At 70.4% G+C, this 25,434-nt stretch carries 19 protein-coding genes and 1 pseudogene; 9 read left to right on the forward strand and 11 right to left on the reverse strand.

Going from position 1 to position 25,434, the window contains the following annotated elements; genetic code table 11:
- Positions 1 to 44: 44 nt before the first annotated feature.
- The 4 genes from ACZ7L6_RS29225 to ACZ7L6_RS29240 form a co-directional block, all read right to left on the reverse strand.
- A complete protein-coding gene (locus ACZ7L6_RS29225) occupies positions 45 to 2,000 on the reverse strand; it encodes an ABC transporter permease/substrate-binding protein (RefSeq protein WP_471928955.1) in 1,956 nt (651 codons plus the stop codon).
- Positions 1,990 to 3,531 carry a sugar ABC transporter ATP-binding protein gene (locus ACZ7L6_RS29230; protein WP_471928957.1) on the reverse strand — a complete coding sequence of 514 codons (1,542 nt, stop codon included), beginning with the start codon at positions 3,529 to 3,531 and terminating at the stop codon, positions 1,990 to 1,992. Before ACZ7L6_RS29230 ends, ACZ7L6_RS29225 begins: the two co-directional genes overlap by 11 nt.
- Complete coding sequence (locus ACZ7L6_RS29235; protein WP_471928959.1) at positions 3,528 to 4,547, reverse strand: LacI family DNA-binding transcriptional regulator; 1,020 nt, start codon at positions 4,545 to 4,547, stop codon at positions 3,528 to 3,530. The genes ACZ7L6_RS29230 and ACZ7L6_RS29235 overlap by 4 nt, the downstream gene beginning before the upstream one ends.
- A 239-nt stretch (positions 4,548 to 4,786) precedes the next feature.
- Positions 4,787 to 5,095 (reverse strand): hypothetical protein, encoded by a 309-nt coding sequence (locus ACZ7L6_RS29240; RefSeq protein ID WP_471928961.1) that lies wholly within the window; start codon positions 5,093 to 5,095, stop codon positions 4,787 to 4,789.
- A gap of 149 nt (positions 5,096 to 5,244) precedes the next feature.
- Between ACZ7L6_RS29240 and recD2 the strand changes: the two genes are divergently transcribed.
- Together recD2 and ACZ7L6_RS29250 are read left to right on the forward strand one after the other, a co-directional pair.
- Positions 5,245 to 7,503, forward strand: a complete 2,259-nt coding sequence (recD2, locus tag ACZ7L6_RS29245) for an SF1B family DNA helicase RecD2 (protein ID WP_471928963.1) — start codon at positions 5,245 to 5,247, stop codon at positions 7,501 to 7,503.
- A gap of 264 nt (positions 7,504 to 7,767) precedes the next feature.
- On the forward strand, positions 7,768 to 9,057 hold the full coding sequence (locus ACZ7L6_RS29250) for a citrate synthase (protein ID WP_398828516.1): 1,290 nt from the start codon (positions 7,768 to 7,770) through the stop codon (positions 9,055 to 9,057).
- Positions 9,058 to 9,769: 712 nt separating this feature from the next.
- On the opposite strand, the gene ACZ7L6_RS29255 is transcribed toward ACZ7L6_RS29250, so the two are convergent.
- From ACZ7L6_RS29255 to ACZ7L6_RS29265, 3 genes are all read right to left on the reverse strand, one after another.
- On the reverse strand, positions 9,770 to 12,118 hold the full coding sequence (locus ACZ7L6_RS29255; RefSeq protein WP_471928965.1) for a heavy metal translocating P-type ATPase: 2,349 nt from the start codon (positions 12,116 to 12,118) through the stop codon (positions 9,770 to 9,772).
- A 7-nt stretch (positions 12,119 to 12,125) separates the two neighbouring features.
- Complete coding sequence (locus tag ACZ7L6_RS29260) at positions 12,126 to 12,365, reverse strand: heavy-metal-associated domain-containing protein (protein ID WP_471928967.1); 240 nt, start codon at positions 12,363 to 12,365, stop codon at positions 12,126 to 12,128.
- A 140-nt stretch (positions 12,366 to 12,505) separates the two neighbouring features.
- Positions 12,506 to 13,153: a TetR/AcrR family transcriptional regulator gene (locus tag ACZ7L6_RS29265; protein WP_471928969.1), complete on the reverse strand. Its 648-nt coding sequence runs from the start codon at positions 13,151 to 13,153 to the stop codon at positions 12,506 to 12,508.
- 124 nt (positions 13,154 to 13,277) lie between these two features.
- On the opposite strand from ACZ7L6_RS29265, the gene ACZ7L6_RS29270 reads away from it, so the two are divergent.
- Both ACZ7L6_RS29270 and ACZ7L6_RS29275 read left to right on the forward strand, forming a co-directional pair.
- Positions 13,278 to 15,509 (forward strand): MMPL family transporter, encoded by a 2,232-nt coding sequence (locus ACZ7L6_RS29270; protein ID WP_471928971.1) that lies wholly within the window; start codon positions 13,278 to 13,280, stop codon positions 15,507 to 15,509.
- Between the two features lie 103 nt (positions 15,510 to 15,612).
- Positions 15,613 to 16,656 carry a zinc-dependent alcohol dehydrogenase family protein gene (locus tag ACZ7L6_RS29275; RefSeq protein WP_471929075.1) on the forward strand — a complete coding sequence of 348 codons (1,044 nt, stop codon included), beginning with the start codon at positions 15,613 to 15,615 and terminating at the stop codon, positions 16,654 to 16,656.
- Positions 16,657 to 16,659: 3 nt separating this feature from the next.
- On the opposite strand, the gene ACZ7L6_RS29280 is transcribed toward ACZ7L6_RS29275, so the two are convergent.
- The 4 genes from ACZ7L6_RS29280 to ACZ7L6_RS29295 all read right to left on the reverse strand — a co-directional run bounded on the left by ACZ7L6_RS29280 (position 16,660) and on the right by ACZ7L6_RS29295 (position 19,846).
- Entirely contained in the window at positions 16,660 to 17,223 is a 564-nt protein-coding gene (locus ACZ7L6_RS29280) for a GNAT family N-acetyltransferase (protein WP_471928973.1), read from the reverse strand.
- Positions 17,224 to 17,276: 53 nt separating this feature from the next.
- Positions 17,277 to 17,477 (reverse strand): helix-turn-helix transcriptional regulator, encoded by a 201-nt coding sequence (locus tag ACZ7L6_RS29285; protein ID WP_471928975.1) that lies wholly within the window; start codon positions 17,475 to 17,477, stop codon positions 17,277 to 17,279.
- Between the two features lie 401 nt (positions 17,478 to 17,878).
- Positions 17,879 to 18,814 carry a helix-turn-helix domain-containing protein gene (locus tag ACZ7L6_RS29290; RefSeq protein ID WP_471928977.1) on the reverse strand — a complete coding sequence of 312 codons (936 nt, stop codon included), beginning with the start codon at positions 18,812 to 18,814 and terminating at the stop codon, positions 17,879 to 17,881.
- A gap of 105 nt (positions 18,815 to 18,919) precedes the next feature.
- The gene (locus ACZ7L6_RS29295) at positions 18,920 to 19,846 is read right to left on the reverse strand and encodes a sugar phosphate isomerase/epimerase family protein (protein WP_471928979.1); all 927 of its coding nucleotides are present in this window, start codon (positions 19,844 to 19,846) and stop codon (positions 18,920 to 18,922) included.
- Positions 19,847 to 19,969: 123 nt separating this feature from the next.
- Here ACZ7L6_RS29295 and iolC point away from each other — a divergent pair, with 123 nt between their 5' ends.
- From iolC to mmsA, 5 genes and pseudogenes are all read left to right on the forward strand, one after another.
- Complete coding sequence (gene iolC / locus ACZ7L6_RS29300) at positions 19,970 to 20,920, forward strand: 5-dehydro-2-deoxygluconokinase (protein ID WP_471928981.1); 951 nt, start codon at positions 19,970 to 19,972, stop codon at positions 20,918 to 20,920.
- Entirely contained in the window at positions 20,917 to 21,798 is an 882-nt protein-coding gene (locus ACZ7L6_RS29305; RefSeq protein WP_471928983.1) for a Cgl0159 family (beta/alpha)8-fold protein, read from the forward strand. The genes iolC and ACZ7L6_RS29305 overlap by 4 nt, the downstream gene beginning before the upstream one ends.
- 19 nt (positions 21,799 to 21,817) lie before the next feature.
- Positions 21,818 to 21,928, forward strand: a pseudogene (locus tag ACZ7L6_RS29310) (5-deoxy-glucuronate isomerase); the annotation flags it as partial.
- Between the two features lie 86 nt (positions 21,929 to 22,014).
- Entirely contained in the window at positions 22,015 to 23,898 is a 1,884-nt protein-coding gene (gene iolD / locus ACZ7L6_RS29315; protein WP_471928985.1) for a 3D-(3,5/4)-trihydroxycyclohexane-1,2-dione acylhydrolase (decyclizing), read from the forward strand.
- Between the two features lie 14 nt (positions 23,899 to 23,912).
- Positions 23,913 to 25,415 carry a CoA-acylating methylmalonate-semialdehyde dehydrogenase gene (gene mmsA / locus ACZ7L6_RS29320; RefSeq protein WP_471928987.1) on the forward strand — a complete coding sequence of 501 codons (1,503 nt, stop codon included), beginning with the start codon at positions 23,913 to 23,915 and terminating at the stop codon, positions 25,413 to 25,415.
- Positions 25,416 to 25,434: the final 19 nt, after the last annotated feature.

The following is a 25,434-nucleotide window of genomic DNA, read 5'->3' on the forward strand; positions in this document are numbered from 1 at the left end:
ATGCTCCTGCAACGGCCGCCCGCCCGTTCGCCGTTTCGCCGATGTCAGCCGCCGAAGCCGGCCACGTTCTCCTTCGTGACCACCTTCACCGGCACCTTGACGGTCTCCTCGACCTTCTTGCCCTCGGCCGCCCGCACCGCGTTGTCCACCGCGATCCGTCCGAGCTGCTTGGGCTGCTGCGCGACGGACGCGTACAGGGTGCCCGCCTCGACGGCCTTCAGGCCGTCCGGAGTGCCGTCGAAGCCGACGACCTGGACCGACGTGCCGGCCTTGGATCCGAGCGCCTTGATCGCGCCGAGCGCCATCTCGTCGTTCTCGGCGAAGACGCCGTCGATGTCGGGGTGGGCCTGGAGGAGGTTGGTCATGACGTCGAGGCCCTTGGTGCGGTCGAAGTCGGCCGGCTGCTTGGCGACGACCTTGATGCCCGGGTAGGCCTTCAGGCCCTCGGCGAAGCCCGCGCCGCGCTCACGGCTGGCGGACGTGCCGGCCTGGCCCTGGAGGATCACGATCGTGCCCTTGCCGCCCAGCTTCTCGGCGAGCGCCCGGGCGCCCAGCCTGCCGCCCTCGACGTTGTCGGAGGCGACCAGCGCCGCCGTGTCGGCCTCGTTGACGCCGCGGTCGACGCCCACGACCGGGATGTCGGCCTTGTTGGCGGCACGCACAGACGGGCCCGCGGCGTCCGAGTCCACCGGGTTGACGATGATCGAGCCGACGCCCTCGGAGGTGAAGTTCTGCAGCTGGTTGGCCTGCTGGGAGGCGTCGTTCTGCGCGTCGGTGACGGTCAGGTCGACGCCCAGCTTCTTCGCCTCGGCCTCCGCGCCAGCCCGGATCTGCACGAAGAAGGGGTTGTTGAGGGTCGACAGGGACAGGCCGACCTTCTGCGTCGTCGCCGAGGACGAGCCGCTGTGCAGGAGGGACGTGGCCCCGACGATCGCCGCCGCGACCACGGCCGCGAGGACGTACGTCGCCGCCTGCCTGCTCCGGTTGCCGGGCGCACCTGCACCCGCCGGCGCCGGGGTCGCCCCCGCTTTGCGCCGCACCGTGTCCAGCAGCACCGCCAGGGCGATGACGACGCCGATGACGACCTGCTGCCAGAAGGCGGACACGGAAAGGAGGTTGAGGCCGTTCCTGAGCACCGCCAGGATCAGCGCGCCGATCAGCGTGCCGGACGCCTTGCCGGTGCCGCCCGCGAGCGAGGCGCCGCCGATGACGACCGCCGCGATGGCGTCGAGCTCGTAGCCCTGCGCGGCCTGCGGCTGCGCGGAGGACAGCCGGGCGGCGAGCACGACGCCCGCGGCGGCGGCGAACAGGCCGGAGAACGCGTAGATGGCGAGCTTCTGCTTCTTCACCCGCAGACCGGAGAGGCGGGCCGCCTCCTCGTTGCCGCCGATCGCGTACATCGAACGGCCGATGTACGTCCGCCCGAGCACGAACGCCGTGATCAGGCCCATGCCGACCATCACGAGCACCGGCACGGGCAGCCAGCCGCCGAGCGTGTCGCCGAGGTGCGAGACCGACTCGGGGAAGGCGATCGGGGAGCCCTGCGAGATCACCAGGGACAGACCGCGGGCCACCGACAGCATGGCCAGCGTCGCGATGAACGGCGGGAGTTTGCCGTACGAGATCAGGAAGCCGTTGACCAGACCGCACGCTATGCCGGTCGCGATGGCCAGCAGTACGGCGAGAAGGACCGGGACGCCCTCCGAAGTGGCGCTCCAGGCGAGGACGGTGGCTGACAGGGCGGCGACCGAGCCGACCGACAGGTCGATGCCCGCCGAGACGATGACGAAGGTGACACCGAAGGCGAGGATGGCGGTCACGGCCGCCTGGACACCGACGTTGAGGAGGTTGTCCGTCGTCAGGAAGTCGCCGGACAGCGCCGACATCGCGACGACGAGGACGATGAGCGCGGTGAGCGCGCCGTTGTCGAGCAGGAGACGGCGCAGGCCGCCCGAGGCGCCACGCGCGCCCCTCGTGCTCTTGAGCGTGTCAGTGGCCACGGGAGGCCTCCGTTCCGGTCTTCGCTTCGGTCTGCTGAGCGGTGGGAGCGCTGACGGCGAGCGCCATCACGGCGTCCTGGGTTGCCTCGTCGGCCGCGAGTTCGCCCGCGATCCGGCCCTGGGCCATCACCAGGACCCGGTCGCTCATGCCGAGGACCTCCGGGAGATCGCTGGAGATCATGAGCACGGCGGCGCCCTGGGCGGTGAGTTCATTGATGAGCTGGTAGATCTCGACCTTGGCGCCGACGTCGATGCCGCGCGTCGGCTCGTCGAGGATCAGCACCTTGGTGTCGGCGAGCAGCCACTTGCCGATGACGACCTTCTGCTGGTTGCCGCCGGAGAGCGTGCGCACGTGCTGCCCGAGGCCCGCCATCCGCACGCCGAGCTGCCCGGCGATCCGCGCGGCGGCCTCACGCCGGCCCTTGAGGTCGACGAGCCCCGCGCGCGTGGCCGCACGCAGCGTCACCAGGCCGAGGTTCTCCTCGACGGACGCGTCCAGCACCAGGCCCTGGCCCTTGCGGTCCTCGGGGATCAGGCCGATGCCCGCGGTCATCGCCGCGTTGACGTCGTACTTGGCGACAGGGCTGCCGGCGACCTTCACGGCGCCCTTGTCGTACGGGTCGGCCCCGAAGACCGCCCGCACGACCTCGGTCCGCCCGGCGCCGACGAGCCCCGCGATGCCGACCACCTCACCGGCGTGCACCTCGAAGCTGACGTTGTGGAAGACGCCGTCCCTGGTCAGGCCCTCGACGGTGAGCAACGCGGCGCCCTTGTCGGCCCGTTCACGCGGGTACTGCTGCTCGATCGAGCGGCCCACCATGAGGCGTACGAGCTCGTCCTCGGGTGTGGACGCCGGGACCTGCCCGACGCTCCTGCCGTCCCGGATGACGGTCACCCGGTCTCCCAGGGCGGCGATCTCCTCCAGGTGATGCGTGATGAAGACGATCCCGACGCCGTCCTCGCGCAGCTTGCGCACGATCGCGAACAGCTTCTCGACCTCCTCGGAGGTCAGCACGGCCGTCGGCTCGTCCATGATCAGCACACGGGCGTCCAGGCTGAGCGCCTTGGCGATCTCGACCATCTGCAGGCGCGCGATGCCGAGTTCACGCACACGCGCGCGTGGGGACACGTGGACGCCGACGCGCTTGAGCAGGACCTCGGCGTCGGCCTCCATCCGCTTCCGGTCGATCATCCCGAAGCGGCGCGGCTGGCGCCCCAGGAAGATGTTCTCGGCGACCGTCAGATCGGGAACGAGGTTGAACTCCTGGTAGATCGTGGCGATCCCGAGGCGCTCGGAGTCCTGCGCACCGTGGATGCGCGTCTCCTCGCCGCCGACCAGGATCCGCCCGGCGTCGGGCGTGTAGGCACCGGAGAGCATCTTGATGAGCGTGCTCTTGCCCGCGCCGTTCTCACCGAGCAGCGCATGCACCTCTCCCCGGCGCAGATCGAAGTCGACGCCGTCCAGCGCGACCACGCCCGGGAAGGTCTTCCGTATGCCCTCGATGCGCAGCAACTCGTCCGGGTTGCTCACGACGTGCTCCTTTGCACTGGGGTGGGGTTCTCGCCGCACGAGCGGCGTACGACGAGACGGGCGGAGAGGGTGACGGACTCGCCGGGCCGTCCCTCGATGCGGTCGACCAGGGCCCGTACGGCGGCCCGGCCCAGCTCGCCCGTGGGTTGGGCGATCGCGGTGATCGGCGGATCGGTGTGCACGAACCACCGGATGTCGTCGAACGCGGCCAGCGCGATGTCGTCCGGCACGCGCAGCCCACGCGCGCGTACGGCGTCCAGCGCGCCGAGCGCCATCAGGTTGTCGGCCGCGAAGACGACCTCGGGCGGCTCGGACAGGTCGAGGAAGCCCTCGGTGACCCGGCGTCCGCTGTCGGCCTGGAAGTCGCCCTGTCCTATGTAGGCGTCGGGGAGTTCGAGGCCGTAGGCGGCGAGCGCCTCCCTGAAGGCCTCGACACGCTCCCGTCCGGTCGTGGTGGCCGCCGGGCCCGCGATGATGGCGAGCCTGCGATGCCCCAGCCCGTGCAGATGCGCGACGAGATCCCGTACGGCCGCCTGTCCGTCCGCCCGCACCACCGGTACGTCCACGCCCGGGATCCACCGGTCCACGAAGACCATCGGCGTCCCCGCGCGCGCGGCGTCCAGCATCAGTGGCGAGCCGCCGTCGGTGGGGGAGACCAGCAGGCCGTCGATACGGCGGTCGAGCAGGTTCCGTACGTGGTGGTCCTGGAGGTCGGGCCGCTCGTCGGCGTTGCCGATGATGACGCTGTAGCCGAGCGCGCGGGCCTCCTCCTCGACGGACCGTGCCAGCTCAGTGAAGTAGGGGTTCATCACGTCGCTGATCACCAGCCCCAGGGTGTGGGTCTGGTCGGTGCGCAGGGAACGGGCGACGGCGTTCGGGCGGTAGCCCAGGGCCTCGACGGCGGCCAGCACGCGCGTGCGTGCCTCGGCGCTGACCGACGGATGGTCGTTCAGGACGCGCGAGACCGTGGCGACGGAGACGCCCGCCTCGGCAGCGACGTCCTTGATGCTCGCCATCGCCGCTCCACCTCCTCGTGGATCGTTCGGTCGTTCTGTGATCGATGCTCGTGGAATCGATTACATCGATGTGTAGAGAGGATTGGAATCGATTACACGGGGGTTGATCAAGCCCTCAACCACATCCCGAGACCGGATCGTGATGAACGTCCCGGGGTGCCCGGACATGCGTGTGGCGCCGCCCTCCCCGTCGAGCGGGGTGGGCGGCGCCACACACGGAACCGATGGTTACCCGATGCTTAGCCGGGGAACGGCTTGCTCGCGTTTTCCTCGGCCCTGATGCACGCGTCGAGCTTCTTCTCGATGGCGGCCGCGTCGTTGAGCGCCTTCCTGGCCGCCGCGGTCTCGCCCAGCTGCTTCAGCTTCGCCGCCTTCTGCTTGAGGTCGGCGATCTGCTGGCGCATCTGGCCCTTGTTGCACGTGACGGCGGCCCTGGTCGCGAACGCGTCCTGGCCGGCCGACGGGGCGGCCTGAGCGGGCGCCGACGTGATGAAGAGGCCTCCGACGATGGCCGCGGAGACGGCCAGGGCGGAAATGCGCTTGGTCATGTGTTTCCCCCAATATGGGCTTGCCTTGGTCGAGGTGGATCATACAAAGCCTTGTGAACCGGCCAGTAACCCGCCCTGCCCACCGGGCAGTTCGCCCGGCCGAACCGACGGACCCCGCCGCTGTCACACCGGGCCGGTACCGTCGGACCATGTCCAACCAGGCGGGGAATCCGACGGGTGAGCGGCGGCTCGCCGTACTCGAAGGCGTTCTCGAACGGATCACGTACGCCAACGAGGAGAACGGCTACACGGTCGCCCGCGTCGACACCGGCCGGGGCGGCGGCGACCTCCTCACGGTCGTCGGCGCGCTGCTCGGCGCGCAGGTCGGCGAGTCGCTGCGGATGGAGGGCCGCTGGGGCTCCCACCCGCAGTACGGCAAGCAGTTCACCGTCGAGAACTACACGACCGTGCTGCCGGCCACCGTCCAGGGCATCCGCCGCTATCTCGGCTCGGGCCTGGTCAAGGGCATCGGCCCGGTCTTCGCCGACCGCATCACCCAGCACTTCGGCCTGGACACCCTGAAGATCATCGAGGAGGAGCCCAAGCGCCTCATCGAGGTCCCCGGCCTCGGCCCCAAGCGCACCAAGAAGATCGCCGACGCCTGGGAGGAGCAGAAGGCGATCAAGGAGGTCATGCTCTTCCTCCAGACGGTCGAGGTGTCGACGTCGATCGCCGTGCGCATCTACAAGAAGTACGGCGACGCCTCGATCTCCGTCGTGAAGAACCAGCCGTACCGGCTCGCGGCCGATGTCTGGGGCATCGGCTTCCTCACCGCCGACAAGATCGCCCAGTCCGTCGGCATCCCGCACGACAGCCCGGAGCGCGTCAAGGCGGGCCTGCAGTACGCCCTGTCGCAGGCCACCGACCAGGGCAACTGCTACCTCCCCGAGGAGCAGCTGATCGCGGACGCGGTGAAGCTCCTCCAGGTCGACACCGGGCTCGTCATCGAGTGCCTGGCGGAGCTGGCCCAGGTCCCGGAGGACGGCGGCGACCCCGGTGTCGTACGGGAGAAGGTCCCCGGCCCCGAGGGCGGCTCGGACCATCCCGTCACCGCGGTCTACCTCGTCCCCTTCCACCGGGCCGAACTCTCCCTCTCCGCCCAGCTGTTGCGCCTGCTGCGCACCGACGAGGACCGGATGCCGGGCTTCCATGACGTGGCCTGGGACAAGGCGCTGGGCTGGCTGAAGGGCCGTACGGGCGCGGACCTGGCCCCCGAGCAGGAGGCCGCCGTCAGGCTGGCCCTGACGAAGAAGGTCGCCGTCCTGACCGGCGGCCCCGGCTGCGGCAAGTCGTTCACCGTGCGCTCGATCGTCGAGCTGGCCCGCGCCAAGAAGGCCAGGGTCGTGCTGGCCGCGCCCACCGGCCGGGCCGCCAAGCGCCTCGCCGAGCTCACCGGCGCCGAGGCCTCCACCGTCCACCGGCTCCTGGAGCTCAAGCCCGGCGGCGACGCTGCGTACGACAAGGACCGTCCCCTCCAGGCCGACCTGGTGGTGGTCGACGAGGCGTCCATGCTGGACCTGCTGCTCGCCAACAAGCTGGTCAAGGCCGTACCGCCGGGCGCCCATCTGCTCTTCGTCGGGGACGTGGACCAGCTGCCCAGTGTCGGCGCGGGGGAGGTCCTCAGGGACCTTCTGGCGGACGGCAGCCCGATCCCCGCCGTGCGGCTGACCCGGGTGTTCCGCCAGGCCCAGCAGTCGGGAGTCGTGACGAACGCGCATCGGATCAACGCCGGGCAGCACCCCGTCACCGACGGCATGAAGGACTTCTTCCTCTTCGTCGAGGACGACACGGAGGCGGCCGGACGGCTCACGGTGGACGTGGCGGCCCGTCGTATTCCGGCCAAGTTCGGGCTCGACCCGCGCAGGGACGTCCAGGTCCTCGCCCCGATGCACCGCGGTCCGGCGGGCGCGGGCACGCTGAACGGCCTGCTCCAGCAGGCCGTCACTCCCGGGCGGCCCGATCTGCCGGAGAAGCGGTTCGGCGGCCGGGTCTTCCGAGTCGGCGACAAGGTCACCCAGATTCGCAACAATTATGAGAAGGGGAAGAACGGTGTCTTCAACGGCACCGTGGGCGTGGTCACCTCGCTCGACCCGGTCGACCAGCGCCTCACGGTGCTGACGGACGAGGACGAGGAGGTCCCGTACGAATTCGACGAACTGGACGAACTGGCGCATGCGTACGCGGTGACCATTCACCGCTCACAGGGCAGTGAATATCCCGCCGTGGTGATCCCCGTCACCACGGGAGCATGGATGATGCTCCAGCGGAACCTGCTGTACACGGCCGTGACCCGCGCCAAGCAACTGGTCGTCCTCGTGGGCTCACGCAAGGCGATCGGCCAAGCCGTGCGCACGGTGTCGGCGGGGCGGCGCTGCACGGCGCTCGACTTCCGGCTCGCGGGCTTCTGACCTGCTTCCGGCCCGCTGCCGGGTCACCCTCCTGACCTGGCGATTCGTGAGACATCAAAAAAAATGATCGATCAAACGAGTCGTGAAGGTCACAGAGCACTTCCGGATGGGGAAAACAGGGGGCAGGATGACAAGTTGGCGGCACTCAGTGCCGCCAATAGGCCCAATGGTCGACCCCGAGTGCACTCTCCTGAGCCGAATGGGGGAGGGTAGAGACAGTCAGGGCAACCTCGAAGATGAGGCACAACGTCGGTGAGGGAAGACGTGAGCGACAACTCTGTAGTACTGCGGTACGGCGACGGCGAGTACACCTACCCGGTGATTGACAGCACCGTCGGCGACAAGGGCTTCGACATCGGCAAACTCCGCGCCCAGACCGGTCTGGTGACGCTGGACAGCGGGTACGGCAACACCGCCGCCTATAAATCCGCCGTCACCTACCTCGACGGCGAGGCGGGCATCCTCCGGTACCGCGGCTACCCGATCGAGCAGCTGGCCGAGCGCTCCACCTTCCTGGAGGTGGCCTACCTGCTGATCAACGGTGAGCTGCCGACCGTCGACGAGCTCTCGACGTTCAAGAACGACATCACCCAGCACACCCTGCTGCACGAGGACGTCAAGAACTTCTACAAGGGCTTCCCGCGCGACGCCCACCCGATGGCCATGCTGTCGTCGGTCGTCTCGGCGCTGTCCACCTTCTACCAGGACAGCCACAACCCGTTCGACGAGACCCAGCGCAACCTCTCCACGATCCGCCTGCTCGCCAAGCTCCCGACGATCGCGGCGTACGCGTACAAGAAGTCGATCGGCCACCCGTTCGTCTACCCGCGCAACGACCTCGGTTACGTCGAGAACTTCCTGCGCATGACCTTCTCGGTGCCGGCGCAGGAGTACGAGCTCGACCCGATCGTCGTCTCGGCCCTGGACAAGCTGCTCATCCTGCACGCCGACCACGAGCAGAACTGTTCGACCTCGACGGTCCGCCTCGTCGGCTCGTCCCAGGCCAACATGTTCGCGTCGATCTCGGCCGGCATCAACGCCCTGTGGGGCCCGCTGCACGGCGGCGCCAACCAGTCCGTGCTGGAGATGCTCGAGGGCATCCGCGACGCCGGCGGCGACGTCGACTCCTTCATCCGCAAGGTGAAGAACAAGGAGGACGGCGTCCGCCTGATGGGCTTCGGCCACCGGGTCTACAAGAACTTCGACCCGCGCGCCAAGATCATCAAGGCCGCCGCGCACGACGTCCTCTCGGCCCTCGGCAAGTCCGACGAGCTGCTGGACATCGCCCTGAAGCTGGAGGAGCACGCGCTCTCCGACGACTACTTCGTCTCGCGCAGCCTCTACCCGAACGTCGACTTCTACACCGGCCTGATCTACCGCGCGATGGGCTTCCCGACCGAGATGTTCACGGTCCTGTTCGCCCTCGGCCGCCTCCCGGGCTGGATCGCCCAGTGGCACGAGATGATCAAGGAGCCGGGCTCGCGTATCGGCCGGCCGCGTCAGATCTACACGGGTGTCGTGGAGCGCGACTTCGTGCCGGTGGAAGAGCGCTGACACCTGCCGGTGGGGGCGCCGTTCGCCTGAGAGCTCGTCGCTGAAGGAGCGTGGGCGACTGCTGGCCGTTGTGGCTGGTCGCGCCCACGCGGCGGGGCCGCATATCGATGCGGCCCCGCGCCCCTTGGTCGGTCGGCTGCCCGTCGGTCAAGTGCTGAGCGTGCGCTTCAGCATCTGCAATAAAGAAGGCGCCCTGGCGCCGGTCCCCCCACGGGCCGACGTCCAGGGCGCCTTCCCATGTCCCGGTGCGGATTCCCCCCACGGGATCCGGCCGGGCGTCTGAGAGAGCAGCGCCTGAATCGCTGTCTTTCGGTATTGCGTTGAGCAGAACGAGCAAAACTCGACGTACTCATCTATGTGGTTGTGTGTGCGATCTGCCGGGACAGCGCACGCCCGGGAGGGCCGCTCAAAGCTTCCCGACGTACGTGCCCCGGCAACGCAACTCTGAGGAAGTCCCCCAAGACATCCTCAGATGCCAGTAAGCGCCCCCCAAGACGCTGCCTGACATCGTCAACTTAGACCTTCGAACCCCTTCGATGGTTACGTTCACATCACTGTGATCTGCGTCTCTTGCATATGTCCGTTAGATGCGCAAGAGACCCGATATGGCGATCGGGACCCAAGCGTAAGGACGATGCGCGAGTCTTGTGAAGAGCTTATGTGAGCCGGGCGTCGGACTCCAGAGGGGCCCAGTGGGGTTCTTACCGGGAACTCACCGGAACGTCCGCAGCCTCAGGCTGTTCGTCACCACGAAAACCGACGAGAAAGCCATGGCGGCGCCCGCGATCATCGGGTTCAGCAAACCGGCCGCGGCCAGCGGCAACGCGGCGACGTTGTACCCGAAGGCCCACACGAGGTTGCCCTTGATCGTGCCGAGCGTCCTGCGGGACAGCCGGATCGCGTCCGCCGCCACCCGCAGATCCCCGCGCACCAGCGTCAGGTCGCCCGCCTCGATCGCCGCGTCCGTGCCCGTCCCCATGGCGAGACCCAGATCGGCGGTGGCGAGCGCGGCCGCGTCGTTGACGCCGTCGCCGACCATGGCGACGGACCGCCCCTCGCGCTGCAGCCGCCGTACCGCCTCGACCTTGTCCTCGGGCAGGACCTCCGCGATCACCTGATCGACACCGACCGCCTGCGCCACCGCCTCGGCGACCGCGCGGTTGTCCCCGGTCAGCAGCACCGGGGTGAGCCCCAGCGCCCGCAGCTCGCGCACCGCCTCGGCACTGGTCCCCTTCACCGCGTCCGCGACGGCGACGACACCGCGAGCCGCCCCGTCCCACCCGACCACGACGGCCGTACGACCGTCCCTCTCGGCCTCTTCCCTCGCGCGGGCGAGCTCGGTGGGCAGCGCCTCGAAAAGGCGCCCCACGGCCACGTCATGGCCCTCCACGCGCCCACGTACGCCCCGCCCCGGCACGTTCTCGAACCCCGTGACCTCCGGCAGCCGCCCGAGCCGTTCCTCCGCGCCCGCGGCGACCGCCCGGGCCACGGGATGCTCCGAGGCGTGCTCGACGGCGCCCGCGAGCCGCAGCACCTGCTCCTCGTCGGCGCCTTCGGCCGCGTACACCTTCTGAAGGGTCATGCGGCCGGTGGTGACCGTGCCGGTCTTGTCCAGGACGACGGTGTCGACCCGGCGCGTGGACTCCAGCACCTCGGGGCCCTTGATGAGGATGCCGAGCTGCGCCCCGCGTCCCGTGCCGACCATGAGGGCCGTGGGTGTGGCGAGTCCCAGGGCGCACGGGCAGGCGATGATCAGCACCGCGACGGCCGCGGTGAACGCGGCGACCGTGTCGTCGGTGGTGCCGAGCCAGGCCCCGAAGGTGGCGACCGCGAGGACGATGACCGCGGGTACGAAGACCGCGGAGACGCGGTCGGCGAGCCGCTGCACCTCGGCCTTGCCGTTCTGCGCCTCCTCCACCAGCTTCGCCATCCGCGCGAGCCGGGTGTCGGCGCCGACCCGGGTCGCCTCGACGACGAGCCGCCCGCCCGCGTTGACCGTGGCCCCGGTGACCACGTCCCCGACGGTCACGTCCACCGGCACCGATTCGCCGGTCAGCATGGAGGCGTCCACCGCGGAGGTGCCCTCGACGACGGTGCCGTCGGTGGCGATCTTCTCGCCGGGCCGCACGACGAACCGGTCGCCGACGCTCAGCTGGTCGACCGGGATCCGCGCCTCGCGCCCGGCCCGCAGCACGGACACGTCCTTCGCGCCGAGCTCCATCAGGGCGCGCAGTGCCGCTCCCGCGCGTCGCTTGGCGCGGGCCTCCAGATAGCGGCCGAGGAGGATGAAGGTGACGACCCCGGAGGCCACTTCGAGGTAGATCTGCGAGGCGCCGTCCACGCGCGCGACGGTGAACTCGAAGTCGTCGCGCATGCCGGTCATGCCGGCGTCCCCGAAGAACAGCGCCCACAGGGACCAGGCGTACGCGGCCAGCGTGCCCAGGGAGACCAGCGTGTCCATGGTCGCCGCACCGTGCCGGGCGTTGGTGAACGCGGCCCGGTGGAAGGGCAGCCCGCCCCAGACGACGACCGGCGAGGCGAGGGTGAGCGCGAGCCACTGCCAGTTGTCGAACTGCAGCGCCGGGATCATCGACAGCAGGATGACGGGTACGGCGAGCAGGGCGGAGACGGTGAACCGGTGGCGGTAGGAGGCCAGTTCGGGGTCTTCCGAAGTCTCGTGCGGCTCGTGCGGCTCTTGTGGCGCGGGCTGCGGGGGAGCCGGTTCCTCGGCCGTGTACCCCGTCTTCTCCACCGTGGCGATCAGGTCGGCGACCTGGATGCCGGCCGGATAGCTGACCTTCGCCTTCTCCGTCGCGTAGTTCACCGTGGCGGTGACGCCGTCCATGCGGTTGAGCTTCTTCTCGACGCGGGCGGCGCAGGAGGCGCAGGTCATGCCGCCGATGAGCAGCTCGACCTGGGAGGTGCCGGCGGACGCGACAGGGTGGTCGGCGGGCGTGCCGGAGGCGTGGGGCGGCGTGCCGGGGGCGCCGGCGGTCGTGCCGGTGGTGTCGGCTGTGCCGGCCGTCCCGGGTATCGGCGGTTGGTCGGTGGTGCGGGGCATTTCAGGCTCAGATCTTGGCGACCAGCTCGAAGCCCGCCTCGTCGACGGCCGCGCGTACGGCCTCTTCGTCCAGCGGGGCCGCGGAGACGACGGTGACCTCGCCGCTCGAGGCGACGGCCTTCACCGAGCTGACACCGGGGAGTTCGGAGATCTCGCCGGATACGGCACCCTCGCAGTGCCCGCAGCTCATGCCGCTCACCTTGTAGACGGCGGTGACGGAACCCGGGGTGTCGGTCTGGGCGCTCATGTCGTTCTCCTCGTCGGGGCATGTGGGGCCGAGGGGGCCCACGGGGGGCCTCCGTATCCCACGCTATACCCCTGCGGGGTATTTCCCCAAGAGGGGTCCGGGGTGGGGCGGACGGGTGCGTGCCGGGGCGGTGCGTCGCCTCAGCGGGAGCCGGCGTGTCCCAGCCGGTCGCCCACGAGGGGGTCGAGGTAGCGGACCAGGGCGTTCTTCAGCTCCCGGACGTAGGCGTCGCGCTCGGTGCCCTCGTGGGCCAGGATCAGTTCCAGGCCCGCCTTGTACAGGCCCAGGCACATGTGGGCGATCCGGGCGAGGTCGGCCGGCGGAGTGCCCGGCAGGAGCGAGGAGAGCAGGCCCTCGATCCGGGAGAGCAGGGTCGCGTGCAGGGCGTCGTGCTCCTCGGCGATGCGGCCGGGGATGTCGGGGCCGTGCATCAGCGCGAAGAACACCGGGTGCTCGCAGTTGAAGGCGATGAACCGGTCGACGGCCGAGCCGACCGCCTCCTCCAGGGGTGTCGCGGGGTCGACCGGCGCGAGCGCCTCGCCGTACGTCTCGCGCATCTCGTGCATGAGCCGGTCGCCCAGCTCGATCGCGATCGCTTCCTTGTTCGGGAAGAACTGGTACAGCGTGCCCGGTGAGACGCCCGCCTCGCGGGCGATGGCGTTGGTGCTGGCGGCCGTGTAGCCGGTGGTGGTGAAGACGGTGGCCGCGGCCTCCAGCAGCTGGGCGATGCGGCGCTCACCGCGGGCCTGGCGGCGGCGCGGCTGTTCCTTCTCCTGGTTGTCGGGCACGCGTTATCCCCAGCTCTCCGAACATCATTGACAAACGCGAGAGGTCGCTCGCATTCTAGAGAAACGCGAGCGGAGTCTCGTGTTTGCCAGCTTACGGTTTCCACGGTGAAGGGGACACCGCACCATGACCGAAGTCAACAGCCCACCCGGTGTCGGCGGCTGGACCCGTTTCGTCACCGCCCGTCCCAGGCTGTCGCTGCTCGCGGCCCTGGTGCTGACCGTCCTCGCCGTGCTGGCGGGCAGCGGGGTCGCGGACCGCCTGGGAGCCGGCGGCTGGGAGGACCCGGACGCCGAATCCACCTACGCGACCAAGGCGCTGGAGCGTGAGTTCCCGGCCTCCCAGCCCAACCTCCTGCTGCTGGTCGACTCGGGCCGCGCCTCGGTGGACGACCCGGCGGTCGCGGCGGAGGCCGACCGCCTCACCGCACGTCTGGCCGGCGAGCAGGGCGTGACGGGCGTCAGCTCCTACTGGCAGGCCGACCCCGCTACGGCACCGGGCCTTCGCGCGAAGGACGGCCACGAGGCGCTGATCGCTGCCCGCATCACCGGCGACGAGAAGGAGATGGGCGAGACCCTGGACCGCCTCGCGCCCGAGTTCCGGGGCGCGCACGGCCCGGTGGAGGTCAGCATCGGCGGCCCGGTCGCCGTGCGGCACGAGATGCAGACGACCATCCAGGAGGATCTGACCCGGGCCGAGGTGATCGCCCTGCCGGTGACCCTGGTGCTGCTGGTGATGGTCTTCGGCAGCGCGGTCGCCGCCCTGCTGCCGCTCGGCATCGGCATCGTCGCGATCCTCGGCACGAACGCGGTGCTGCGGGGCCTGACCGAGTTCACCGACGTGTCGGTCTTCGCGATGAACCTCACCACGGCCCTCGGCCTCGGTCTCGCCATCGACTACGCCCTGTTCATCGTGCGCCGCTTCCGCGAGGAACTCACCACCGGCGCCGAGCCCTTGGCGGCGGTCGGCACGACCCTGCGCACGGCCGGCCGCACCGTCCTCTTCTCCGCTCTGACGGTCGCGGTGTCCCTCGCGGCGATGCTGCTCTTCCCGCAGTACTTCCTGCGCTCCTTCGCCTACGCCGGGATCGCCGTCGTGCTGCTGGCCGCGGCGGCCGCGCTGATCCTGCTCCCGGCGGCGCTGGTCCTGCTCGGCCACCGGGTCAACTCCCTCGACCTGCGCCGCCTGCTGCGGCGCGGGCGCCCGAAGCCGTCCGAGCAGGCAGCGGCGGCCACCGAGGGCAGGGCCTGGACCCGCACGGCGAACCTCGTCATGCGCCGCGCTCCGTTCTTCGCCCTGGGCACCACCGCCGTCCTGGTCCTGCTCGGACTGCCTTTCCTGGGCGTGAAGTTCGGCACCGCCGACGACCGGCAGCTGCCTTCCAGCGCCGAGTCCCATGTGGTGCAGCAGCACATTCGCGACGGCTTCCCGGGCAGCCCGGGCGGCGGTCTGGAGGTGTTCGCCGAGGGCCGGGCCACGCAGGCGCAGTACGCCGATTACAAGGAGCGGATCGCCGCGCTCCCCGAAGTGCTTCGGGTCGACGGCCCGCTGGTGAAGGGCGACGCGGCGTACTTCACGGTGCTGCCGAAGGGCGAGGCGGTGGACGACCCGGCCCAGCGTCTGGTCGGTGAACTGCGCGCCACACAGGCGCCGTTCGACACCGAGGTGACCGGCGCGGCGGCGGTCCTGGTCGACTCCAAGGACGCGATAGCCGAACGCCTGCCCCTGGCGGCCGCGTTCATCGCGATCGTCACCCTGCTGCTGGTGTTCCTGCTGACCGGCAGTGTGCTGATACCGGTCCAGGCGGTCGTGCTCAACGCACTGAGCCTGACCGCGATGTTCGGCGCGGTGGTCTGGGTCTTCCAGGACGGCCATCTCTCCGGCCTGCTCGGCTTCACCAGCCCCGGCTCGATCGAGACGACCCTCCCGGTGCTGATGTTCTGCGTCGCCTTCGGCCTGTCCATGGACTACGGCGTGTTCCTGCTCTCCCGCATCAAGGAGGAGTACGACACGACGGGCGACCACGACCAGGCGGTCCGCCACGGGCTGCAGCGCACCGGAGGCCTGATCACCGCGGCCGCAGTGATCCTCGCGGTGGTGATGGTCGCGATAGGCACCTCCCGGGTGACCAACACCAAGATGCTCGGCCTCGGCATCGCCCTGGCGGTGCTGATGGACGCGATGATCGTCCGCAGCCTGCTGGTGCCGGCGGTCATGCGCCTCACGGGGCGGGCGACTTGGTGGGCGCCGGGGCCGTTGAGGCGGTTCCATGAGCGGTTCGGGGTGAGTGAGGGGGAGGGCGAACGAGCGCCTGCAGCGGAGGCAGAGAATCGGCACAAGGTAGGTGCGCCGAGCTGAAACTGCCCCTTCAGGGGCGCGGGGCAGCCTCGACAGGAGGCTCCGCCGCGGGGTGCGACCAGCCACGATGTAGCCAGCAGGCATGAACGGCGATGGGAGCGCAATGCGGGCTGTGGTGTTCGAACAATACGGGGAGCCGGCCGAGGTACGGGAGGTGACCGACCCCCGACCGGCCCGCCACGGAGTAGTCGTACGCGTCGAGGCCACCGGCCTCTGCCGCAGTGACTGGCACGGCTGGCAGGGCCACGACCCCGACATCGCGCTCCCTCATGTGCCCGGACATGAGCTCGCCGGTGTGGTGGAGGCAGCCGGCGCCGCCGTGAGCAACTGGCACCCCGGTGACCGCGTCACCGTGCCCTTCGTGTGCGCCTGCGGAACCTGCGGAGCATGCGCGGCGGGCGACCAGCAGGTGTGTGAGCGCCAGACCCAGCCCGGCTTCACACACTGGGGTTCCTTCGCGCAGTACGTGGCGTTGGACCACGCCGACGTTAACCTCGTCGCCGTGCCGGAGGGCATGTCCTTCGCGACGGCGGCCTCGCTCGGGTGCCGGTTCGCCACGGCGTTCCGGGCGGTCGTGCAGCAGGGCCGGGTGGCGGCGGGGGAGTGGGTCGCGGTGCACGGCTGCGGCGGGGTCGGTCTGTCGGCCGTGATGATCGCGGCGGCGTCCGGCGCGCGGGTCGTCGCGGTGGACGTCTCACCGCAGGCCCTGGACCTGGCGCGGAAGTTCGGGGCGGCGCAGTGCGTGGACGCGTCGAGCGTGCCGGACACGGCGGCCGCGGTCCGCGACCTGACCGGCGGCGGCGCCCATCTCTCCCTGGACGCCCTCGGCTCTCCCGCCACCTGCGCCGCCTCCGTCAACGGACTGCGCCGTCGGGGCCGGCACATCCAGGTGGGCCTGCTGCCCTCGACGTCCGGCACGACCCCCGTCCCCATGGCCCGCGCGATCGCCCTCGAACTCGAACTCCTGGGCAGCCACGGAATGGCGGCGCACACCTACCCGCCGATGCTGGAGTTGGTGCGGGCGGGGGTGCTGCGGCCGGATCTGCTGGTGACGTCGACGATCCCGTTGGACGCGGTGCCGTCGGCACTGACGGCGATCGGGACGGGGCCGGGGGCGGGGGTGACGGTCATCGAGCCGTGGAGCTGACGGTTATCGGCCGGCGGAGCTCAGGGCGGCCCACTCGTGGTCGAGGATGGCCATGAGGACCTCGTCGATCCACTCGCCGTCGCGCACCTGGACATCCCGGCGTACGCCCTCGACCACGAAGCCGACCTTCTTGTACACGTGCAGGGCGCGGTGGTTGAAGCTGTAGGCGCCCAACTGGACGCGGTGCAGGCCGAGTTGCTCGAACCCGTGCTCGAGGATCAGCCGGATGGCCTCGGTGCCGACACCCCGGCCGCGGCCGCGGGGGCCGATGAGCGTGCGGAATGTGCAGCAGCGGGCGTCCGGATCCCAGCCGCACAGGACGACTTCGCCGAGCAGCTCACCGGTCGCCCGGTCCGTGACGGCGAGGTCGAGGCGGTCGGACTGCTCGGACCGGGTGCCGTACCAGGAGCGCAGCCGCTCCCGGGTGAGCTCGGTGCCGGGGTCGAAGGCGAAGTGCATGACCTCGGGGTCCGTGACGATCTCCCACATGACCTCGGCGTCGGCTTCGCGGAACGGCCGGAGCACGGTCTTCTCACCGGCGAGCGTCGGCTGGACGGAGAAGTTCATGGGGCCACTGTGCCCCACGGCGAACGGTGGGGCACAGGCGGTGTCACGGGAGGTCAGTCCGTCCTTCGGCCGCGGTTGCCGGGCCGGGACGCCACCCAGGCCCGGACGGTGTCGGCGTACCAGAAGGGCTTGCCGCCCTCCACGTGGTCGGGTGGCGGCAGCAGCCCGTGCTTGCGGTACGACCGCACGGTGTCCGGCTGCACCTTGATGTGTGCCGCGATCTCCTTGTAGGACCAGAGGATTCGGTCGGTCATCGGTTGCACCTCCCCGCGCGCGCCGCGGTGGCGACCGGGGGCGGTCGTCGGGGGGACCGTGGCGCTGCGCTGGCGATCACAAAGCCTGTGTCCGGTCAACGACACACAGTGAGGAGGGGAGAGGGGCCGTGCCAGGGTGTGACGCGGGGCGCGCGTACATGTGACGGGCGTGACGGAAGGGGCGAGTTTGTGACGCGCATGTGGCAAACCACAGACCGCCGACCCCTGATCGCTGACCCTGGACCGCTGTGGACGGGCGTTCCGCAGGGCGGTCAACCGCGATCCCGCCAGGCGCCGCAGGCAACCGCAGGCAGACGGTGGGCCGGACCCGCTGCGCCGGGACCGGCCCACCAGCTCCCCCGCCTCCCCGTGGCTCGGTCGCCGAGGGTCACAGACTGCATTCAGCCAAGGTCGCGGGTCTTGGAAAAATGCGCACTGCGGTCGGATGCGAGGACAAGACTCGTCGCCTCGCCCGCCAGCCGGTCCGACGCCGGCGTCCCGGCCGGCACTTCTCGCGCCGCCGTGAACTCGCGCGGCGTGCACCCCGTCATCGCCTTGAACTCGCCGCTCAGGTGCGCCTGGTCGTAGAACCCGCAGGCCGCCGCCGTCTCCGCCTGCCCGCGCCCCGCCGCCAGCAGCCGACGCGCCCGTTGCAGCCGCAGCACACGCGCCGCGGCCTTCGGGCCCAGCCCGATCTGCTCCCGGAACCGGTTCTCCAGGTGCCGTACGCTCCACCCCACCTCGTCGGCGAGCCGCGGCACCGGCACCGCACCACCCGTACGCACCAGCTCCGCCCAGGCTCGCACCACCCGGCCCGAGCACGGCGTCCCTGCCTCCGACCACCGCGCGAACACCTCGTCGAGCAGCCCGAACCGGGCCGCCCAGGTCGGCAACGCGGCGAGCGCGGCGGCGAGTTCACCGACGCGTGTGTGCAGGGTGTGCGGCAGCTCGTCGGGATCGACGGTCCGATTGGCCAGCTCGTACTGCGGCGTCCCGAACAACGTGAACGCCGCCCAGGGCATCAACAGCACCTCGATCCCGGCGAGACGACCACTGTGCTCACCGACGGCGGGGGTGGTCGTGGGCCCGCAGTAGACGGAGACGAGTGTGTCCGGGGCTCGACCCGCGCGCGTGATGCGTACCGGTTCGTCAAAACCGAGCAGCAACGTAGCCGCACCGATCGGCGCCTCAAGCCGCCGCCGCGGCAGTTCCAGAGCGAGCCGCACCCCGCGATAACTGATCACACCGGGCCGTAGCCGGGGGTGGGGCAGAGCGAGAGCGACCTCCCAGGACCCCCAGGGCCCGTGTTCCGACCGGACACGAACGGCACTTGTCATCCAACCATGGTGCAACGCCCCTCAAGGGGCGCGGGGAACTGCGCGACAAGCCACACGCGACCCGCAGTCGCCTACGCCCAGAACCCGGCACCCCATCAGGCGCCCCTACGCCCCACAGGACCTCAAAAACGCCCGAGTCCGCTGAGCAATGGGCAACGGCTTGTCCGGATCGCACGGATACATGTCCTGCTCGACAATCGCGAACAGATCAACATCCAGCTTCTGCGCGGCCTCCAGGACGGGCCCCAGCGCGGGCACACCCGAAGGCGGCTCACACATCACCCCCTGAGCCACGGCCGGCCCGAACGGCGTTCCCTTCGCCCGAACGTCGGCAAGGATCTCGGGATCGACCTGCTTGAGATGCAGGTACCCGATGCGCTCGCCGTACGTCTCGATCAGCTTCACGCTGTCCCCACCGCAGTACGCGTAGTGCCCGGTGTCCAGGCACAGCGACACCAGGTCGGAGTCCGTCCCGTCCAGGAACCGGACGACGTTGTCCTCACTGTCGATGTGCGTGTCGGCATGCGGATGGACGACGATCCGCAGCCCGTACTCCTCCCGCACCCGCTGCCCCAGCCGCTCGGTCAGCGAGGTCAGGTTCCGCCACTGCTCCGGCGTCAGCGTGTCCGACTCCAGCACTTCACCGGTCTTGTCGTCCCGCCAGAAGGAGGGGATGACGACGAGGTGCTTCGCGCCCATGGCCTGCGCGAGCACCGCGTTGTCCGCCACGTGCGCCCAGGTCTTCTCCCAGACGCCCTCGCCGTGGTGCAGGCCGGTGAACACGGTGCCGGCCGACACCTTGAGACCCCGGCGCGCGATCTCCTCGGAGAGGACCGCCGGATCGGTCGGCAGATACCCGTACGGGCCCAGCTCGATCCACTCGTAGCCGGACTCGGCGACCTCGTCGAGGAAGCGCTGCCAGGGGACCTGCTGGGGATCGTCGGGGAACCACACACCCCACGAGTCGGGCGCCGACCCGATGCGGATGCGGGAGAGAGCAGAAGAAGGCGACTGAGGTGACAACGACGTCATGCCGGTCAGCCTCCGGGCGCGGGAACCCGCTGTCAAGGTCTGGTCCGAATGTCTGGACAAAACATTGACAGGGCTGTGTGCGGCGGACTACAAAGCCGGGAGAGCCGATACGAAGGGAACGCGATGGCGCACGACCTGATCACCATGGGGCGGATCGGAGTGGACCTCTACCCGCTGCAGACCGGCGTCCCGCTGCCGCAGGTCACGTCCTTCGGCAAGTTCCTCGGCGGCTCGGCGGCGAACGTCGCGGTCGCCGCGGCCCGTCTGGGACGGCGGACCGCGGTGATCACCCGCACCGGCGACGACCCCTTCGGTACCTACCTGCGCGAGGCCCTGAAGGGCTTCGGCGTCGACGACCGCTGGGTCACCCCGGTCCCCGGCCTGCCCACGCCGGTCACCTTCTGCGAGATCTTCCCGCCGGACGACTTTCCGCTGTACTTCTACCGGCAGCCCAAGGCCCCGGACCTGGAGATCGACGCCCACGAGCTCGACCTCGACGCCATCCGCGACGCCCGTATCTTCTGGATCACCGGCACGGGCCTGAGCGAGGAGCCGAGCCGTACGGCGACGCTGGCGGCCCTCGCTCATCGCGCCAAGTCGGGGACGACGGTCTTCGACCTCGACTGGCGCCCCATGTTCTGGAAGGACCCCGAGTCCGCACGGCCCTTCTACACCGAAGCCCTCAAGCACACCACCGTCGCTGTCGGCAACCTCGACGAGGTGGAGGTCGCGACCGGTGTCCGCGACCCGCACCAAGCCGCCCGCGCGCTCCTGGACGCGGGCGTCGAGCTCGCGGTCGTCAAGCAGGGCCCCAAGGGCGTCCTCGCCGTCGACAGCAAGGGCGAGTCGGCCGAGGTCCCGCCCCTCCCCGTCGACGTCCTCAACGGCCTCGGTGCCGGCGACGCCTTCGGCGGCTCCCTCTGCCACGGGCTGCTCGCCGGCTGGGACCTGGAGAAGACCATGCGGCACGCCAACGCCGCCGGCGCCATCGTCGCCTCCCGCCTGGAGTGCTCCTCCGCGATGCCGACGCCGGACGAGATCGAGGCCGCCATCGCCGCGGGGGCCGTCAAGTGACCGTCGACATCGCGGAACTCGTCCGCCTGCGCACCCAGCGCCCCGAGGCGATCGCCGAGGCCGCTGCTCGCCGCCCGCGCCGCCCGCTGCTCGGCGACTCGGGCCGCCTGATGATCGTGGCCGCCGACCACCCGGCCCGCGGCGCCCTCGGCGTCGGCGACCGCAAGTTCGCCATGGCCAACCGCGCGGACCTGCTCGAACGCCTTTGCCTGGCCCTCTCCCGCCCCGGCGTCGACGGCGTCCTCGCGACCGCCGACATCCTCGACGACCTGCTCCTCCTCGGCGCCCTCGACGGCAAGGTCGTCATGGGCTCGATGAACCGCGGCGGCCTGCAGGGCGCCAGCTTCGAACTCGACGACCGCTTCACCGGCCACCGCCCCGAGGACATCCAGCGCCTCGGCTTCGACGCCGGCAAGCTGCTCCTGCGGATCGACTACGACGACCCCGGCTCCCTCACCACCATGGAGTCCACCGCCCGCGCCATCGACGACATGGCCGCACGCCGACTCCCGGTCTTCGTCGAGCCGTTCATCAGCCACCGAACCCCCGAGGGCAAGGTCAGGAACGACCTGTCCGCAGAGGCCGTCACCAAGTCCATCGCCATCGCCTCCGGCCTCGGCGGCACCTCGGCGTACACCTGGCTGAAGGTGCCGGTCACCGAGAACCCCGACGACATGGCCGAGGTCATGGAGACCTCCACGTTGCCCGCCGTCCTGCTCGGCGGCGAGGTCGGCGAGGACCAGGAGGGGGCGTACGAGAAGTGGCGCGGCGCCCTCCAACTGCCCACCGTGCGGGGCATGGTGGTCGGCCGTTCGTTGCTGTACCCGGCGGACGGGGACGTTGCCGCCGCGGTGGACACTGCCGTAGGACTGCTGTGAGATCCCCATGACCACGAGCCGCACGTTCCGTCCCCAGATCGCCTCCGGCGCGGGTAGCCGCTTTGCTTTGGCAGGAGCGAAGTGCGAGCGAAGACTCCCCGCCCGCTACGGCCCCGCGCCGGAGGTCCCCGACCCGCGCTGTCGAGTCCCACGGGGCGGCGCAGCCGTCCGGGAGTGGCGGATCCACTACCGCCCGGACCACACGGAGGGTTACCGATGACCTCGACGACGAGGCTCACGGTCGCACAGGCGCTCGTCCGCTTCCTGTCCGCCCAGTACACCGAGCGCGACGGCGTACGACAGCGTCTGATCGGAGCCACCTGGGGCATCTTCGGCCATGGCAACGTGGCCGGGATCGGTCAGGCGCTGCTCGAGTACGGCGATGAGATGCCGTACCACCAGGGCCGCAACGAACAGGCCATGGTGCACGCGGCGGTCGGCTACGCGCGCCAGTCCGACCGCCTCTCCACGCACGCGGTGACCACCTCCATCGGCCCGGGCGCGACCAACCTCGTCACCGGCGCCGCCCTCGCCACCATCAACCACCTCCCGGTCCTGCTCCTCCCCGGCGACATCTTCGCCACCCGCCCCGCCGACCCGGTCCTGCAGCAGCTCGAAGTGCCGTACGCGGGCGATGTGTCGGTCAACGACTGTCTGCGCCCGGTGTCGAAGTACTTCGACCGGATCACCCGGCCGGGAGCCCTGATCCCGTCCGCCCTGAACGCCATGCGGGTGCTCACCGACCCCGTGGAGACGGGCGCGGTCACCCTCGCGCTGCCCCAAGATGTGCAGGCCGAGGCGTACGACTGGCCCGACGACCTCTTCGCCGAGCGCACCTGGGCCGTCCGCAGGCCGGGCGCCGACCCGACCGAACTCGCCGAGGCCGTACGGGCGATCCGGGCAGCGAAAAGGCCCTTGGTCGTCGCGGGCGGCGGCGTCCACCACAGCCGCGCGGAGGAGGCCCTCGCCGAGTTCGCGGAGGTCACCCGCATCCCGGTCGCCTCCACCCAGGCCGGCAAGGGCTCCCTGCGCTGGGACCACCCCCAGGACGTCGGCGGCGTCGGCCACACCGGCACCGCAGCGGCCGACGAACTCGCCCGTACCGCCGACCTGGTGATCGGTGTCGGCACGCGCTACACCGACTTCACCACCGCCTCCGGCACCCTGTTCGGCACCCCGGACGTCCGCTTCCTCAACCTGAACATCGCGCCCTTCGACGGCCACAAGCTCGCCGGCATGCCGCTGATCGCGGACGCCCGCAGCGGCCTGCAGGAGCTGACCGCGGCCCTGGACATGCACGCCTACCGGGTCGCCGACTCCTACGTCGCCGAGTACACCGAGGACAAGGACCGCTGGGAGCACCGCGTCGACGCCTGCTACGAGGCCGACGAGCCGGACGTACGGCCCACCCAGCCGCAGGTGCTGGGCGCGCTGGACGCGCTCGTCGACGAGACGGACGTGATCATCAACGCGGCCGGCTCCCTCCCCGGCGACCTGCACAAACTGTGGCGGGCGCGCTCGCGGGACCAGTACCACGTGGAGTACGGCTACTCCTGCATGGGCTACGAGATACCGGCCGCGATCGGCGTGAAGATGGCGGCGCCGGACCGGCCCGTGTGGGCGCTGGTCGGCGACGGCACCTATCTGATGATGCCGACGGAGATCGTGACCGCCGTGCAGGAGGGCGTCGCCATCAAGGTGGTGCTCGTGCAGAACCACGGGTACGCGTCCATCGGCGGCCTGTCGGAGGAGACGGGTGCCGAGCGCTTCGGCACCGCCTACCGCCATCGCGCGGACGACGGCACGTTCACCGGGCCCCCGCTCCCCGTCGACCTGGCCGCCAACGCGGCGAGCCTCGGCATGCGGGTGCTGCGCGCGAAGACCGTGAGCGATCTGCGCGAGGCGCTCGCCGAGGCCCGTGCCGCGGACACTCCCACATGTGTCTACGTCGAGACCCAAACGGCAGACACAGTGTCGGGCGCGCCGCCCGCGCAGGCCTGGTGGGATGTTCCCGTGGCCGAGACCGCGACCCGAGCGTCCGCGGTCAAGGCACGTGAGCTGTACGAACGGCACGTCTCGACCCGACGCCGCCATCTGTGAAGGAGTAACCGGTCATGACGAAGATCGTCAACCATTGGATCGGCGGCAAGACCGTCGAAGGCGCGTCGGGCACGTTCGGGCCGGTCACCGACCCGGCGACCGGCGCGGTCACCACGAAGGTCGCGTTCGCCTCGGTCGACGAGGTGGACGCGGCGGTCGCGGCCGCCAAGGACGCGTACCTGACCTGGGGCCAGTCCTCGCTGGCGCAGCGCACGTCCGTCCTGTTCAAGTTCCGGGCGCTGCTGGACGCCCACCGCGACGAGATCGCCGAGCTGATCACCGCCGAGCACGGCAAGGTGCACTCCGACGCCCTCGGTGAGGTGGCCCGTGGCCTGGAGATCGTCGACCTCGCGTGCGGCATCAACGTGCAGCTGAAGGGCGAGCTGTCGACGCAGGTCGCGAGCCGGGTGGACGTGGCCTCGATCCGCCAGCCCCTCGGCGTAGTCGCGGGCATCACGCCGTTCAACTTCCCGGCGATGGTGCCGATGTGGATGTTCCCGATCGCCATCGCGTGCGGCAACACCTTCGTACTGAAGCCGTCCGAGAAGGACCCGTCGGCCTCGATCAAGATCGCCGAGCTGCTGGCCGAGGCCGGGCTGCCGGACGGCGTCTTCAACGTCGTCCACGGCGACAAGGTGGCCGTGGACCGCCTCCTTGAGCACCCGGACGTCAAGGCCGTCTCCTTCGTCGGCTCGACCCCGATCGCCCGCTACATCCACACCACCGCCTCCGCCAACCACAAGCGCGTCCAGGCCCTCGGCGGAGCCAAGAACCACATGCTGGTCCTGCCGGACGCGGACCTCGACGCGGCGGCCGACGCCGCCGTGAGCGCCGCCTACGGCTCCGCGGGCGAGCGCTGCATGGCCATCTCCGCCGTCGTCGCGGTCGGCGCGATCGGCGACGAGCTGGTGGAGAAGATCCGCGAGCGCGCCGAGAAGATCAAGATCGGTCCCGGCAACGACCCGACCTCCGAGATGGGCCCCCTGATCACCGCCGCGCACCGTGACAAGGTGGCCTCCTATGTCACGGGCGCGGCGGCCGAGGGCGCCGAGGTGGTCCTCGACGGCACCGGCTACACGGTCGACGGCTTCGAGGACGGCCACTGGATCGGCATCTCCCTCCTCGACAAGGTGCCGACCAGCGCGAAGGCCTATCAGGACGAGATCTTCGGCCCGGTCCTGTGCGTGCTGCGCGCCGAGACGTACGAGGAGGGCGTGGCCCTCATCAACGCCTCGCCGTTCGGCAACGGCACCGCGATCTTCACCCGGGACGGCGGCGCCGCCCGCCGCTTCCAGCTGGAGATCGAGGCCGGCATGGTCGGCGTGAACGTCCCGATCCCGGTCCCCGTCGGCTACCACAGCTTCGGCGGCTGGAAGGACTCGCTCTTCGGCGACCACCACATCTACGGCAACGACGGCACGCACTTCTACACCCGAGGCAAGGTCGTCACCACCCGCTGGCCCGACCCGGCCGACGCCCCGTCCGGCGTCGACCTGGGCTTCCCGCGCAACCACTGAGTTTTTTCGCTTGGCGCCC

Source organism: Streptomyces sp. NPDC107522 (genome assembly GCF_055657525.1).

Coding starts and splice junctions, on each gene's coding strand:
- recD2 (WP_471928963.1), top strand. CDS start 5,245: ATGTCCAACCAGGCGGGGAATCCGACGGGTGAGCGGCGGCTCGCCGTA.
- ACZ7L6_RS29290 (WP_471928977.1), bottom strand. CDS start 18,814: ATGACAAGTGCCGTTCGTGTCCGGTCGGAACACGGGCCCTGGGGGTCC.
- mmsA (WP_471928987.1), top strand. CDS start 23,913: ATGACGAAGATCGTCAACCATTGGATCGGCGGCAAGACCGTCGAAGGC.
- iolC (WP_471928981.1), top strand. CDS start 19,970: ATGGCGCACGACCTGATCACCATGGGGCGGATCGGAGTGGACCTCTAC.
- ACZ7L6_RS29255 (WP_471928965.1), bottom strand. CDS start 12,118: ATGCCCCGCACCACCGACCAACCGCCGATACCCGGGACGGCCGGCACA.
- ACZ7L6_RS29295 (WP_471928979.1), bottom strand. CDS start 19,846: ATGACGTCGTTGTCACCTCAGTCGCCTTCTTCTGCTCTCTCCCGCATC.
- ACZ7L6_RS29260 (WP_471928967.1), bottom strand. CDS start 12,365: ATGAGCGCCCAGACCGACACCCCGGGTTCCGTCACCGCCGTCTACAAG.
- iolD (WP_471928985.1), top strand. CDS start 22,015: ATGACCTCGACGACGAGGCTCACGGTCGCACAGGCGCTCGTCCGCTTC.
- ACZ7L6_RS29285 (WP_471928975.1), bottom strand. CDS start 17,477: ATGACCGACCGAATCCTCTGGTCCTACAAGGAGATCGCGGCACACATC.
- ACZ7L6_RS29275 (WP_471929075.1), top strand. CDS start 15,613: ATGCGGGCTGTGGTGTTCGAACAATACGGGGAGCCGGCCGAGGTACGG.
- ACZ7L6_RS29280 (WP_471928973.1), bottom strand. CDS start 17,223: ATGAACTTCTCCGTCCAGCCGACGCTCGCCGGTGAGAAGACCGTGCTC.
- ACZ7L6_RS29270 (WP_471928971.1), top strand. CDS start 13,278: ATGACCGAAGTCAACAGCCCACCCGGTGTCGGCGGCTGGACCCGTTTC.
- ACZ7L6_RS29235 (WP_471928959.1), bottom strand. CDS start 4,547: ATGGCGAGCATCAAGGACGTCGCTGCCGAGGCGGGCGTCTCCGTCGCC.
- ACZ7L6_RS29240 (WP_471928961.1), bottom strand. CDS start 5,095: ATGACCAAGCGCATTTCCGCCCTGGCCGTCTCCGCGGCCATCGTCGGA.